Genomic DNA, 13,604 nt, shown 5'->3' with positions numbered 1-13,604 from the left:
TTCATCTTTTATTTTCTTCTGTTAAGAAAGGTAGATAGACTGTATTATCTATTTATTTGAACAGGTGAGTTATTTTTTTCTTGATCCTGACAATGAGCCAAAAGAAATTATTGGGAAATTTATAAATAAAGATGTGTCATTTTTATAATAAGTAGATAAATAAATTTTAAGCTATTCTATAGCTACTATCTTTTATCGTTTTTAAATCTTTATCACTTATTTTATCAAAAGAAAAGAATGCAAGTATCTATCTAGTAGTATGTGTAAAATAGTTCTCGAGATACTATTATTTTTTACTAGCAAAAAGAAAGAAGACGTTCTATCATAAATGTATGCTTGAGCGGCAAATACATAAATGAAAGAGGCCTTCTTATGAATAAGATTATATCAAAGGTTTACCAAATAATAAAGGATTCAAGCAATTTAATAGAGACAGAAGAAGCTATTCAAGTCTGTATGTATGAAGTATTCGCTGAATTAGTAGGAGATGTCTTCACTCATCTCAATCAGGTAATCAAAGAGCAGAAACAAGAGGAAGGTTGGAAAGTGAAACGAGAAGATTGGAAAACCGTTCAGTTTATTTTTGGGTCTGTTCGTTATTGTCGTACCTTGATGATAGATCAAGAGAGTCAAAATCATTATCCGCTAGATGACTGGCTAGGTATTCGGAAATATCAACGCCATAGTCCATTAGTAGAAGTAAAAGTGGCAGAGTTGGCGAGTAAAGTTACTTATAGAGATACTGCAGATATGTTAAATGAATGGACAGCTGTTACGATTAGTCATCAAACAGTCGGTAGTCTTCTCAAACGCGTTGGATCCGCACAAGCACGTGAAGATGAAGAGAGCGTATTGGAACTAGAAGAATCAGCTGAGTTGCCGGAAGGAAAAAAGGTAGACTATCTTTATGCCGAGGCTGATGGAGTTTTTGTCCGTGGGACAAAAAAGAAAAAGAGCTTAGAAGTTCGTCATGCCATCCTTTATGAAGGCTGGAATAAAAATGGAAAACGCGTCTCTTTAAAGGAACCCAAAGCCATTATGACGACTAAAAAAACCGCTGGTTTTTGGGCAGAGATTCAAGCCTTTACAGCGAATCATTATGCCTTACAACAAGCTCAAATCATTACAAATAGTGACGGCGGACAAGGGTATACCGCAGACAAATTCCAAGAAGCTTTTTCTCAATCGAACTACCCTGTTTTAAATCAGCTAGACTCTTATCATGTTTTTCAAGGGTTAAACCGTGCATTTGGCGTGAAAACTACCATTTTTAAACAGCAGGTCAAACAAGCATTAAAGACGCATGATTTAGATCAGTTAACTATTTGGTTGGATACGTATGAAAGTACGCTAGATGAAACTTCTGCAGTGGAAAAACTGACTACATTTCGAACCTATGTAGTACGAAATTGGGATCGAATTTTCGATTGGCGCGAAAAAGTAGAACAAGCGCAGAAGGACGCAAGAGGTTTAGGCGCAATGGAGTCCAATCAACGACGTATCTCTTTTCGTATGAAAAAGCGAGGAATGCATTGGAGCGCAGAAGGTTGCGAAGCTATGGTAAAGGTAAAACAAGGGATGTTTAATCACACCTTGCGTGAAGCCTATCTTCACCAACAAAATAGAAGTGCGAGAAATCAACGTAAGTTAAACCAAACGGTTCGTTTATCGTCGTTATTGCATGAGAAAACACGGCAGTCAGTCGGGGCAAAAAATGGGACTATTCCGTTATATGCCTCCCGTTCATCAGCAATAGGACAATTAATTAAAAGTTTTCGTTAATTCCTGTCTTTTGGGAGAAGGTTCCTGGTTTTAGGAACCTTCTCCCAAAAGATGGGCCAGCAAGCGGCGTAGCCGTGCGGTAGCTGATGAGTGTACAAGAATAAAACGTCTAAACTAGCATGGTAATAGGACGCTCGAGAAAAACTTGACACAAACTATCTAGTAGTTTTTATTTCAACTTAATTAAATTTATGTTATACTAACCAGTGAGAGTTAATCAGTAATGGATTCAAGAAGTAACTTTACATTCTCTGTATACACTTCCCATTCGGGGGCGTTACGGATTCGACAGGTATAGGTCGAGCTTGGGTTGCGCTTCGTAGGTTACGTCTACGTTAAAACGTTACAGTTAAAATAACTGCTAAAAACAATAATAACTCTTACGCTTTAGCTGCGTAATAACAGCTTAGTGTAGATCCTCTCGGCATCACCCATGTGCTCGAGCAAGGGTCCTATAATTAGTGGGATACGCTAAAACTTTCCGTCTGCAAGTTTTAGAAGAGATCATCAGACTAGCAAAGTATGATGCCGGTTGTGTGGCTGATACAAAGCGAAACTTTAAGTAACATAACTATGAGCGTAGACATCTAGGTGCCGATATATTTGGACGCGGGTTCGACTCCCGCCGTCTCCATATTATTCATTAAATAAGGTCGTTAAAACGTTAATGCGAAAGCATCTTTAACACGTTTTAACGGCTTATTTTTTTATCTCACGTCTACCAAATAAGAACTCATTATGATAAATAGAATTTCATATATAAAAAAAGCCTTCTAGAAAACAAACAGTTTTCTAGAAGGCTTTTTAATAATCAGATGAATGATACAAATTTATTTAATAATTAACTTATGCTTGTTTCTTTTTGAAAACTACGAAGCCAATTGCACTAGCTGTAACTAGCATAGCTACAAGAAGTGCTGTGTTGCTTTCAATGCCTGTTTTTGCGACCGTCTCTTCTTCCATTGCAACTTCTTGTAATGCAAAGTTTGAAGGTACTAAGACCGTATCAATAACGTGAACGACACCATTTGTTGCTTCGATATCTGTTGTAGTAATCATAGATTTGTTAACCATTGGATCTGCTGAAAGATCAAATGTTAATTCTTCACCATTTACTGTTGGTGCTGTCATTCCATCAGTTAAATCACCAGCAAGTACTTTTCCAGAAACTACATGGTAAGTAAGAACTTTTGCTAAATCAGGTTGTGCTAATAATTCGTCTGCCGTAATATCTAATTCCATTAATAATTTTTCGAATGCAGCATTAGTTGGTGCAAATACAGTGAAGGGGCCGTCTCCTTTAAGGGTGTCAACAAGTTCTGCTTTTTGGAGGGCTGAGACAAGGATACTGAAATCAGGGTTACTGAGGGCGATACCTACTACATCTTCTGTAGGTTCTGCTGCGTTAGCAGTTGCGGCAAAAATTGGCGATAGTAACAATAGAGTGACAAGAGAAAATGCAATCTTCGAAATCTTGTTCATTTTTTCCATCTCCTTCTGTGACAGTGTTTATATTTTGTTATCTCTGTCTACATAAGTTACAATACCATTATGACGAAACCGCTGTCAAAATAAATGAACTCAAAAATAAAAAAAAAAAATGGAGGAACCTATATGAAAAAAAAGTATGGACTCATGATTTTATCCAGCCTACTTTTAGTACAAATCTTCTATTATTACAACGTAGTATCCGCTCAACGCAAAGACGTTAAAGTACCAGAGAGTGCTTTGGTTCAAACAACTGCTAATGATAAAGAAGTCAAAAAGACAATGGCTACTACTAAAATTACTGAAGAAAACCGATTATTTGTAAGAAATGAAGCTGCGAAATATTATGATCTTAATCCTGATTACATGGGTTGGTTAAACATTGCCGATACAGCTATTGATTATCCAGTTGTACGAGGAGAGGATAATGACTATTATTTGAAGCATAATTTCTACAAAGAAGAAGATGTTTTAGGTACGATTTTTATGGATTATCGAAATGCTGGTATGGGTCTAGATAAACATACAATTCTTTATGGACATTATGCTAAATACGGACAGATGTTTAAAGATTTAGATCGTTATCTTTCAGAAGATTTTTTATCTGAACATTCTGAATTTATTTTTAGTGACCCATTTACAAAACGAACATATAAAATTTTTTCAGTACATCCTTCTGATGCAAACGTTGATTTTATTAATGTCACATTTGAAGACAATGAATTCAGCAATTTTATTGATACGCTAAAAAATGAGTCTATTTTCTCATTAGATACGCCAGTTTCTGCAGAAGATAATATACTGACGCTAGTTACTTGTAATTATGACGTTAATGATGGTAGACTTTTTATTCATGCAGTTGAAATAACGGAGTAGGTTAATCATCCTGACTTATTTCACTCAATATGTTTGCACGTTTTTATTCTTAATAGTAACACTTGGAAATACTGCTGTCTTCTAGGCTAATCTTTATTATGTAAATAAAATTATTTTTGAAAAGAGGCTTATTATGGACATATCGGTATTAAAGGTTTCTAATTTAGCAAAAAAAATTAAGAAAAATCAAATTATAAAAGAGATTAATCTTGATATTAAACAAGGTGAAATCTTAGCTTTTTTAGGACCAAATGGCTCTGGAAAAACGACGACCTTAAGAATGATAGTAGGTTTATTAAAACCGACTTCAGGAGAGATAACAATCTGCGGACATTCTATTGAGAAAGACTTTGTAAAAGCGATGTCTAATGTAGGGTGTATTATAGAAGGTCCTGATCTTTATGACTATATGAGTGGCTATAAAAATCTTGAATTACTGGGTAGTATGTCAAAAAATGTGACTAAAAAAGATATTGATGAAGCTGTAGAATTAGTTGGTATGGGAGAACGTATCCATGATAAAGTAGCTATCTATTCTATGGGAATGAAACAAAGAGTTGGCCTAGCCCAAGCTTTGATTCATAAACCTAATTTATTAATTTTAGATGAACCGACGAATGGACTTGATCCTCAAGGAATCCATGAGTTTAGGGAAATCGTAAAAAAATTAGCTAAAGAAAAAGGTATTGCAGTATTAATTTCTTCACATTTAATTAGTGAAGTTCAATTGATGTGTGACCGAGTTAGTATCATAAATAACGGAACGATTATTAGAAATACCTCAATCGATGAAGTTTTATCAACTGGCGAAGTTGTTTGGACAATAGATAATCCTGAAAAAGCCCAGTTAGTTCTTAAAAAAAGATTTGATGTTGATTCAACGATTAATGCAACTAAATTAACAGCGCTAGTTGATTTAGAAAAGCTCTTAAAAATAAATAAAACATTATTTGATCTAGGTTTTGAGATTAAGTATGTTGAAAATAAAAAGAGAACGTTAGAAGATCTCTTTTTGACACTTACAGACAGACATAAAATTGGGTAAAGGTGTGATAATATGATTTCGTTAGTCCAAAACGAGATAACAAAAATTTTACTAAAGAAAAAAATGATTCTAATTGTTCTTTTACTTTTAATTTTTATCAGTTTACTTGCCTACGGTCAAAAATATTCTTATGATCAGAATATCCAAAAATTTGAAGCAGAATCTGGCGGGGCGGAATATGATTGGAGAAGTTTGACTACTCAAAGGCTTGATGATCTTGAAGAACGCAGTACTAATGAATTTATCCCAAAGGAAGTTAGATTATCTGTCGATAGAGAAATTCAGCAATTAACTTATTTTATCGAAAATGATATTAACCCTATTACTCCAACGGCCTCTAAATTCAATGTTCAATTTGTTGAACAAGGCATCATCCTCTTTATTCCTCTTTTAGTTGTTATTCTAGCCGCAGATTTAGTTTCAAGTGAATTTTCCAATAAAACAATCAAGATCTTACTCACAAGAGCCGTTCCTAGATGGAAAATATTATTGAGTAAGTATATTGCACTTATCATGATGACTACACTTTTAGTTTTTATCATTGGCGTTTTATCTACTTTAATCTCCTATTTGTTTTTTCAACAGTGGGGCTTTAGTGAGCCCATCGTGACAGGTTTTAGTTTAGTTAATGGTGAGTTAAATGCAAATTCAACGATACTAATCTCTCGATTCCAATACACGTTATTGATTTATTCCTTATTATGGTTTGTGTCTACAGTAGTAGCGTCCATCACACTATTGATATCGGTTGTAGTTGATAACAGCTCATCAGCGATAGGGATATTGATGGCCTCTTTAATTGGTGGTCAGTTTCTACAGTTTTTCTTATCTGAATGGGAGTTAGTGAAATATTTCTTTGTAACAAACTTAGATCTTACGCGCTATTTAACCGGATCTTATCAACTTATTGAAGGGATGAGCTTAAACTTTTCTGTTCTGATACTAAGTGCCTGGGCCTTATTGTCGTTAATCATTAGTTTCATTGTATTTAACCACAAAGATGTCCTCGTTTAAATCGACTATTAAGGAGAATCAGTATGTTTAAAAAAGTCATTTGGCCACTAATATTAGTTAGTTCGTTAGCTTTATCGATTATTTTTATAGGGGGATTCGTTGCCTCAGTAAATGTCAGCAAAAGTGAAGAAGAAAACCAAACAGAAAAACCAATGGAAAGTATGCAAAGTTTACCTGAAGAAAGTGATGAAATACCAACAGACTCTTCTGAAATCCTTATTCTTGGCGATTCTATAGGATTTGGAATAGGAGACGAAGAAGAACTAGGTATAGGAGGAAGATACTTAGATTTAATCGCTAAAGAAGGGCAAGAAAAAAAAGCTGTTAAAAATAGTTCTATACCTGGCTATGAAAGTGCAGACTTAGTAAAATCTATTAAAAGCGGAGAGAACAATGCGAGTATTTTAGGCGCTAATTTGATCATTCTTTCTATTGGGGGAAATGATTTAAATCGCTTAGAATATGAGGATAGTGTAACGTTAACTCTTGCTTTTGAGGAAGCACTTAAAAGCTACAAAGAAAATTTAGCAGCAATAACAAAAGAAATTAGAACAATCAATCCTGACGCACAATTAGCGTTTATAGGACTGTATAATCCTTATAGCGAAGAAGAACCAGAAAAAGCGATATTTCTTTTAGAATGGAACTATGAAACACGTGTGATTGTAAATTCAGATGTTAAATTTGCTTATATACCAACGTATGAATTATTTGAATATCATTTAGATGATTATCTTTCTATAGATGAATTTCATCCAAGTGGATTGGGTTATCAAGTCATAGCAGAAGTGCTTAATAAAATAATAAATAAATGAAAAGAATAGCAATTTAGGATAGAATGTAAGAGAGTTGCCTATAACGTTAAGCAAATGGTCTTATGTAAAGGGCTAGAAAGGAAAGAGAATATGAAATATATTAAATTTGTTTATTACTTGTGTGCACTAGCAATGATTTTGTCTTTGGGAAATGTCTTTATAAATGGTGATTTTTCAATAGAAGGTCCAGCATTATTAAGCAACAATTGGGGAATTATGTCTTTAGTTGATCTTTTTGCAGGAATCTTAATTTTTTCAACATGGATTGTATTTAGAGAAAAAAATCCATTAGTAATTGGTGTGTTGATCGTTTTAATGGGACTATTTGGATTCTTAACGGCAAGTTTGTATATCTTATTTAATTTATATAAAGCCGATGGCGATTGGGCGAAATTTTTCTTGGGAAACAAAAGAGAAATGATAACCGAAAAATGGGCTAATACAAAAAAATAACTGTTTAATTTGCGATGTAAAAGTAGTATAGAAAAAACAAATAATTTTAGCAAATAAATAAAAAAGTCTTTTCTTTATCAATGAGCTAGAATTGGGGAATAATCGATTTATTAAGGAGTGATTTTATTTTTACATTAGGAAGAAACATGGATTTCAATTACAGAACCAATCAGCTAATAGCAATCATGTCATTAGTCGTAGCGGCTATAGGCTGGATTTTAATAGGAAAGATTTCATCAGGACTCTACGTAGGAAGTGGAGTATTTTTAACTTGGTCACTTTCTAGAGAACTTGATCCCAAACATGATTATTCAGCATTTCTAGCGGCTGCGTTTTCTGGTTTAAATTTATTTTACTATGAAACTATTCAACTTTTAGTAATCTTTTGGATTATTTTACTTATGAGAATAGTAAATGGCATAACAGGCGAAAGCCAAACCTTTTTTGATTTGTTTTCGGTGTTAGGACTTAGTATCTATTTATCTTTTAATAATGAAAATAGTATTTATTTACTCGTTTACGTCTTAGCAATGGCTTTAATTCTAATAAATAGACAAAAAAGTAAGAAAGTTCTACTAGCTAGTGGAATTAGTTTGGGATTATTTATAATAGAGACCTTTTTTATGGGGTATTTAACTTTTAATAGGGCAGATTATTTAAGCCTTGTTAATGTATTTAGCCTTGTTGTATTGGGACTATCTTTTGTATTATTTTGGTTTTTATCAAAAGAAAAAGTTGAAGACGATAAAGGTAACCCCGTAAAAAGATACGAACTACTAGCAAGTCAATTCTTGTTTAGCGCGATAATCCTATTGTTAATTTTATTTAGCCAATTGGCGATAAACAATCTAATTATCTATCTATCAGTGATAGTAGGAGTAGCCATTTACTTCATTGGATATAAGCTGATAAAGAGAGACTAAACTATTCTTAGGTTTAAAGAGTTGACTTAGTAAAGATGAAATAAACCAATATAGACATAAATTATAAGAAAAGATAAAGAAAGAAAAAATGCATGTAGACTTGAAGAAAGTGGGTAGCCTACTCTCTCGTTTAGTTTCATGCATTTTTACTATTTAAGATGGAGGAAGAGAAATGACTGATCCGATAGGAACGCTGCAACAATTTATTAACGAAGCTGAGCACATTACTTTTTTCGGTGGAGCAGGAGTATCGACGGAAAGTGGACTACCGGATTATCGTTCTGATGACGGGGCTTATACTGAACTGGAGAGGCAAAAGTTAGATCCTAGAAGAGTCATGAGCAAACGTTATTTGATAAATTACCCCGAAAAGTTTTTCAATCAACCAAATAAAAACAAGAAGTGGATAAAACCTGAACCTAATGCTGCTCATCTTTATTTAGCTGCATTAGAAAACAAACCAAAAGATGTCCGCATTATTACACAAAATGTTGACCGATTACATCAAACGGCTGGAAGTAAGTTAGTTGTTGAATTGCATGGCAATAATCGCCATTTTCATTGTATGGTATGCGGCCGTGAATATGGGCCTAAAGAGATTCAAAAAGATGAACAAAATATTCCCCGATGTCCAATTGATAACGGCATCATACGAGCAGATGTCGTTTTATTTGGTGAAAATATTAAGCCAGAAGTTCTAGAAAGAGCAAAAGAACTGATAGCTAGTTCTGATTTGCTTATTATTGCAGGGACATCTTTGACCGTTCATCCGGCTAAGAATTTAATTCATTACTTTACAGGCAAACGAGTCATTGTCATCAATAAAACACCTTTAACAATTGATTTACCAATCGATTTGGTTATTCAAGAATCGGTTGGGAAGACGTTTAAGAAGTTATCTATTTAAAGAAAAAAGATCTATTTGGTCTTTTTTTTTGCCTTTTGTCTTTAAATAGTATCAATTTTAATGTTACACAGCTATTGCAGCAAGGACAACTTTACCAATGTTGATTTGCGCGTTGCTGACAATTAGTGAGGCTTCTAAGGCCGCTAAATGTTAATAAAACATTCTCCTTGCGGCTATTATAGACTATGTTGCAAATACGCCAAGCTTTGCCTACAAGAGGTCTGAACGAACCTGCTACCTCAACACCAAAATCGGTTAGTAAGGTAGAACGTACCGCAGCTTCATCGACTCCTTCAGGGACTTCTACACAATTTACGGTTGATACTCTTTATTATCAGCAATCACTTCGCTGGGTTCAGACGTTTTTCCCCAGTCTTTTTCGAGCATCTTACATTTACTCCCGCACGCTTAGCAAATTCGACTAGCAAATAAGAAAATCGTCCAAAAGCTGGAATTAATACCCAATCGCCCTCTTCGACTAACCCCAACATGGCAGCCTCGATTCCTGAGCGTGCTGTTCCATTTATGGAAAAGATAGTTATATTTTTTGTTCTAAACACATTTTTCAATAATTCTGAGACATCATCCATAATGTCTCTAAATACAGGGGCATATTGTCCTGAAATAGGCATACTCATGGGTCTTAAAACACGAGGACTTATTTCAACAGGTCCTGGAGTCATAATAATTCTTTTTGGAATAGATAACTCTTTCTTTTATTTTTATGATTTGAATTCTTTATCTACTAGTGTATGGTACAGTAAGTATTGCTATCATTATCTAAAATAACTAAAGCCCACATTATCTTTAGTAAAAAATATCCAAAAAATAATCAATGATAAGTTACCGTATCTTATCTAATTGTATTTAAGCATGGGGGGAAATAAATGACGGCTCTTAAAACAATACTAGAATTACCAAGTTTTTCTAGTATTCAAGTTCTAAATAAACAAGCAGATTTATCTAGAGAAGTCTATACAATTGAAATTTCTGAGGCACCTGACGTTGCTTCGTATTTGTCAAAACATACGTTGTTATTAACGACAGCGATGGCCTTTAAAGGTGAACCCAAAAAGCTATGTGCGTTTATTCAATCGCTAAATGAATTACCAGTGGCTGGACTTGGAATTAAATTAGGAAGATTTATTAGTGAATTAGATGAAGAAGTGATTACCTTTGCGGATAATTTAAATTTCCCGTTGCTACAAATACCAAGCACTGTGGGATTAGGAAGAATTTCTCATCAATTGCTTTCTTATGTTTGGGATCAGCAAACTGATAAATTGTATTACGCACTGGATATTCAAAAGAAATTTTCTAACTTGATGATTAAAGGAGCAGACCTAAAAATATTGATTAGTCATTTAGGTATGATTTTAAAACGGCCAGTTATGATGGTTAATCCTTTTACAGAAATTATTGCTGAATCAAAGCATTTTCAACAACACTTGAGTTTTGCTAATTATAATCATCAACAACTGACGCCTCATTTGAAAAAAATCCGGGATACAAATAAAGAATCGACTTTTCTTTTTGAAATAGACAATGACAATCAGTTACTTGTTTCTGTCTTTCCAATTCAGATAAATGCTTATTTCCCTTATTTACTAGTTATTTTCAAAGCTGATCAGATTCCTTATCCTTTTTCTCAGTTTGCTATAGAACAAGCCAATACGGTTCTTTTACACACTCTTTATAAGAATTTGAAAATAACAGAAAGCAAGTTACAATTGAGGGAAACCTTTTTTTCTCAATTAATAAAAAAGGAAAATCAAAATAAGAAAACAGCGATTAATTGGTTAGATTATGGAAAAGATTATGGCCTAGTTCAGTCAACCACTTATAAAATTATTATTGTTCATTTTGAAAACAGAGAATTGAATACAATCAGTAACGAGCTCGAAATAGATCAATACCACTTAACCTACGAATGGTTGGAAAAGCAAGTAGCCAATCATTTTGAAGAGGCCTTATTATTTCCAATTAAAGATACTATTTATTATGGCATTCTTTTACAAAAATCTGAATCCGAACTAAAAAATAAGCTTTGTCTTATCCATCATCAGTTGAAAGATAAATTACCTATTGCACTTCATTTTTCAATTGGCAATGATGTGAACGAGATAAATTCTATTTATTTTTCTTACCAAGAAGCACTAGAAACGTGTAAAACTATTTTAAATACTGATTCTCTTGAAATTGTCCATTATTATCAAACAAAAGGCTTTAATCAATTAATTGAACACACACCTATAGCACAGGTAGAGCATTTTTGTGTTACAACTTTGAAAAAACTAGCTTTTCCAATTAGTGAAATGGATAAAGAACTAAGAAAAACATTAAAAGTTTACTTAGAATCTCAATGCGATATTACATTAACGGCCAAGTTATTATTTATTCATCGCAATACCGTTAAATATCGAATTATTAAATGTGAAGAAATTTATGAAACACCTATTAACAATCCAAACTTATCTTTAAAACTTAGACTAGCTCTAGAACTTTCAGATAATGCTACTGCAAATTAGAACTCTACAAGTTAAGTAAAAGGATACATTGATATAAAAAAACAATAAAAAAAGAGCCAAGCACTAACTTTAATTAGCTAGTGTTTGGCTCTTTACATGATAATTAATTAAATGAAAGAACGCGCTCGTCATCGTTCATGTATTCTTTATCTTGAGCAGGTGCTTCAATGGAGCCAAATGGCATTTGTGCACGTAACTTCCAGTTAGCAGACAAGTTCCATTCTGAGCGAACAGCATCATCAATCAATGGGTTATAGTGTTGTAAGCTAGCGCCGATATTTTCGATTGCTAATGTAGTCCAGACAGAGTGTTGCGCTATACCAGAAGCTTGTTCTGACCAAACTGGGAAGTTATCGGCATACAGTGCAAATCGTTCTTGTAGATTTTTAACAATGCTCATTTCTTCAAAGAATAAAATCGTTCCATATCCAGCGCGAAAAGAATTTAATTTTCCAACTGTTGGAGCAAAATCTTGTCTTTCAGGAATGACTTCTTTCAAAGCAGCTTCCGTTAAATCCCATAACGTTTCGTGAGAGTCTCCAAACAAAACAATTGCACGTGAAGTTTGTGAATTGAATGAAGAGGGGCTTTCTTTGATTGCTTTTTTGACTAATTCCATGATTTGTTCGTTAGATAAGGAAACCTTTTTACCTAGCGCATAAATGGAGCGACGTTCTTTTAATAAATCAATGTATTGATTATTCATAAACTGTATTCCTCCTTAGATGAACTTACCTAATTAGTATAACAGCTTTCTTTTAGTAGGCAACTATCTAAGCTCTTAGTAGTAACAGTCTAGCGCAAATGTTTTTTATGACGAAAATAAAATTTTTCGAGATGATAATAGGCACTCCCAATTATTAAGCAACTCGCTAAATCAATTACTAATATGGATTGGGTTTTATCAATATAGGAAGCAATAACCCAAAAGTAAACCATTTGAACAATAAAGATATGATAAGACTGTTTTCCTAAACACGCTAATCCTTCATAAAGGATATTCCATCTCAACTTAGGCAGATAGGTAAGTCCTAAATGAAATAAGAATAAAGGATAGAAAAAAGTTAGAGGATTTTGACCTCTCCATGCAGTATCGAATGAATAAAAAGATCCATTATAGTCAAAATAATGAACTAAGATAAGATAGAGAATGCTTAAAAAAGCACCTATTTTAATGATAGTTAAAGCTTTTTTATCTTGTTGAATAAAGTAAAACCAAATACCTAAAGCAATCGCGAATAGATAACGAAAGAAAAATAAACGATATAAAAATGGGGGTAAGTCTAGAATATCACTAGCTAATTCAAAACCTAAATTTACTAAGAAACTGATTAATAACATAAGATGATGGTTTCTTTTAGCAAGATAATAAAGAAAAGGCAAAAAGAAAATAAGTTGAATCATAATGGAAATAAAAAACCCGCCAAATCCACCTCGACCGAACAAATAAAAGAAAATAGAAGCTTCTTCTCCAATAAACGGACCAATCACTAGTTGAAACAAATAAGCTAGCACTGCTGGCAATAGAATGCGATTTAATTTTTTTAAAAGTAAAATCGGTTGGTATAAATCGATGAGCGTTTCAGAATGATGTCGTTCATAGGACATCGTATTGTTGAATCCTGCGATAACAAGAAATAAAGGAACGGCTTGCAGAATATAAAAAGGTCCACCGATATCTAGTACCGTTTGATTTGTTAAACTATGGATAAAAATAACAAAAAGAATCGCCAGTCCTTTCATAACGTCAATTGTTCGATTATATACCAAAGT

At 33.5% G+C, this 13,604-nt stretch carries 13 protein-coding genes and 1 other RNA gene; 10 read left to right on the top strand and 4 right to left on the bottom strand.

The window, feature by feature from the left end; translation table 11 throughout:
- The first annotated feature begins 372 nt into the window (after window positions 1-372).
- Window positions 373-1,782 carry an ISLre2 family transposase gene (locus B9Y54_RS01170; protein WP_085558606.1) on the top strand — a complete coding sequence of 470 codons (1,410 nt, stop codon included), beginning with the start codon at window positions 373-375 and terminating at the stop codon, window positions 1,780-1,782.
- A 270-nt stretch (window positions 1,783-2,052) separates the two neighbouring features.
- Window positions 2,053-2,419, top strand: a transfer-messenger RNA (tmRNA) gene (gene ssrA, locus B9Y54_RS01165).
- 209 nt (window positions 2,420-2,628) lie between these two features.
- On the opposite strand, the gene B9Y54_RS01160 is transcribed toward ssrA, so the two are convergent.
- The gene (locus B9Y54_RS01160; protein WP_085558605.1) at window positions 2,629-3,264 is read right to left on the bottom strand and encodes a fasciclin domain-containing protein; all 636 of its coding nucleotides are present in this window, start codon (window positions 3,262-3,264) and stop codon (window positions 2,629-2,631) included.
- A 132-nt stretch (window positions 3,265-3,396) separates the two neighbouring features.
- Here B9Y54_RS01160 and srtB point away from each other — a divergent pair, with 132 nt between their 5' ends.
- The 7 genes from srtB to B9Y54_RS01125 all read left to right on the top strand — a co-directional run bounded on the left by srtB (window position 3,397) and on the right by B9Y54_RS01125 (window position 9,303).
- Complete coding sequence (srtB, locus tag B9Y54_RS01155) at window positions 3,397-4,146, top strand: class B sortase (protein ID WP_159446032.1); 750 nt, start codon at window positions 3,397-3,399, stop codon at window positions 4,144-4,146.
- Between the two features lie 133 nt (window positions 4,147-4,279).
- Complete coding sequence (locus tag B9Y54_RS01150) at window positions 4,280-5,191, top strand: ABC transporter ATP-binding protein (protein ID WP_085558603.1); 912 nt, start codon at window positions 4,280-4,282, stop codon at window positions 5,189-5,191.
- A 12-nt stretch (window positions 5,192-5,203) separates the two neighbouring features.
- The gene (locus B9Y54_RS01145) at window positions 5,204-6,205 is read left to right on the top strand and encodes an ABC transporter permease (protein WP_085558602.1); all 1,002 of its coding nucleotides are present in this window, start codon (window positions 5,204-5,206) and stop codon (window positions 6,203-6,205) included.
- Window positions 6,206-6,228: 23 nt separating this feature from the next.
- The gene (locus B9Y54_RS01140; RefSeq protein WP_085558601.1) at window positions 6,229-7,020 is read left to right on the top strand and encodes a GDSL-type esterase/lipase family protein; all 792 of its coding nucleotides are present in this window, start codon (window positions 6,229-6,231) and stop codon (window positions 7,018-7,020) included.
- Window positions 7,021-7,110: 90 nt separating this feature from the next.
- Window positions 7,111-7,473 carry a DUF1475 family protein gene (locus B9Y54_RS01135; protein WP_085558600.1) on the top strand — a complete coding sequence of 121 codons (363 nt, stop codon included), beginning with the start codon at window positions 7,111-7,113 and terminating at the stop codon, window positions 7,471-7,473.
- Window positions 7,474-7,619: 146 nt separating this feature from the next.
- Window positions 7,620-8,396, top strand: a complete 777-nt coding sequence (locus tag B9Y54_RS01130; RefSeq protein ID WP_085558599.1) for a hypothetical protein — start codon at window positions 7,620-7,622, stop codon at window positions 8,394-8,396.
- Window positions 8,397-8,568: 172 nt separating this feature from the next.
- A complete protein-coding gene (locus B9Y54_RS01125; protein ID WP_085558598.1) occupies window positions 8,569-9,303 on the top strand; it encodes an NAD-dependent protein deacylase in 735 nt (244 codons plus the stop codon).
- Between the two features lie 341 nt (window positions 9,304-9,644).
- Here B9Y54_RS01125 and B9Y54_RS12615 read toward each other — a convergent pair whose 3' ends face one another.
- Window positions 9,645-9,986 (bottom strand): pyridoxal-phosphate-dependent aminotransferase family protein, encoded by a 342-nt coding sequence (locus B9Y54_RS12615; RefSeq protein ID WP_234987770.1) that lies wholly within the window; start codon window positions 9,984-9,986, stop codon window positions 9,645-9,647.
- A 204-nt stretch (window positions 9,987-10,190) separates the two neighbouring features.
- On the opposite strand from B9Y54_RS12615, the gene B9Y54_RS01115 reads away from it, so the two are divergent.
- Window positions 10,191-11,831, top strand: a complete 1,641-nt coding sequence (locus tag B9Y54_RS01115) for a PucR family transcriptional regulator (RefSeq protein WP_085558597.1) — start codon at window positions 10,191-10,193, stop codon at window positions 11,829-11,831.
- 103 nt (window positions 11,832-11,934) lie between these two features.
- On the opposite strand, the gene B9Y54_RS01110 is transcribed toward B9Y54_RS01115, so the two are convergent.
- Together B9Y54_RS01110 and B9Y54_RS01105 are read right to left on the bottom strand one after the other, a co-directional pair.
- A complete protein-coding gene (locus B9Y54_RS01110) occupies window positions 11,935-12,537 on the bottom strand; it encodes a nitroreductase family protein (RefSeq protein ID WP_085558596.1) in 603 nt (200 codons plus the stop codon).
- Between the two features lie 89 nt (window positions 12,538-12,626).
- A complete protein-coding gene (locus tag B9Y54_RS01105; RefSeq protein WP_085558595.1) occupies window positions 12,627-13,601 on the bottom strand; it encodes an acyltransferase family protein in 975 nt (324 codons plus the stop codon).
- Window positions 13,602-13,604: the final 3 nt, after the last annotated feature.

It is taken from the genome of Carnobacterium iners (genome assembly GCF_900177385.1).
GTDB classification, from domain to species: Bacteria; Bacillota; Bacilli; order Lactobacillales; family Carnobacteriaceae; genus Carnobacterium_A; species Carnobacterium_A iners.
Note: the sequence above shows the minus strand (reverse complement) of the source record. Positions and strands in the feature narration are given on the sequence as shown.

Coding starts and splice junctions, on each gene's coding strand:
- B9Y54_RS01115 (WP_085558597.1), top strand. CDS start 10,191: ATGACGGCTCTTAAAACAATACTAGAATTACCAAGTTTTTCTAGTATT.
- B9Y54_RS12615 (WP_234987770.1), bottom strand. CDS start 9,986: ATGACTCCAGGACCTGTTGAAATAAGTCCTCGTGTTTTAAGACCCATG.
- B9Y54_RS01150 (WP_085558603.1), top strand. CDS start 4,280: ATGGACATATCGGTATTAAAGGTTTCTAATTTAGCAAAAAAAATTAAG.
- B9Y54_RS01145 (WP_085558602.1), top strand. CDS start 5,204: ATGATTTCGTTAGTCCAAAACGAGATAACAAAAATTTTACTAAAGAAA.
- B9Y54_RS01170 (WP_085558606.1), top strand. CDS start 373: ATGAATAAGATTATATCAAAGGTTTACCAAATAATAAAGGATTCAAGC.
- B9Y54_RS01110 (WP_085558596.1), bottom strand. CDS start 12,537: ATGAATAATCAATACATTGATTTATTAAAAGAACGTCGCTCCATTTAT.
- B9Y54_RS01125 (WP_085558598.1), top strand. CDS start 8,569: ATGACTGATCCGATAGGAACGCTGCAACAATTTATTAACGAAGCTGAG.
- B9Y54_RS01135 (WP_085558600.1), top strand. CDS start 7,111: ATGAAATATATTAAATTTGTTTATTACTTGTGTGCACTAGCAATGATT.
- B9Y54_RS01160 (WP_085558605.1), bottom strand. CDS start 3,264: ATGAACAAGATTTCGAAGATTGCATTTTCTCTTGTCACTCTATTGTTA.
- B9Y54_RS01140 (WP_085558601.1), top strand. CDS start 6,229: ATGTTTAAAAAAGTCATTTGGCCACTAATATTAGTTAGTTCGTTAGCT.
- srtB (WP_159446032.1), top strand. CDS start 3,397: ATGAAAAAAAAGTATGGACTCATGATTTTATCCAGCCTACTTTTAGTA.
- B9Y54_RS01130 (WP_085558599.1), top strand. CDS start 7,620: ATGGATTTCAATTACAGAACCAATCAGCTAATAGCAATCATGTCATTA.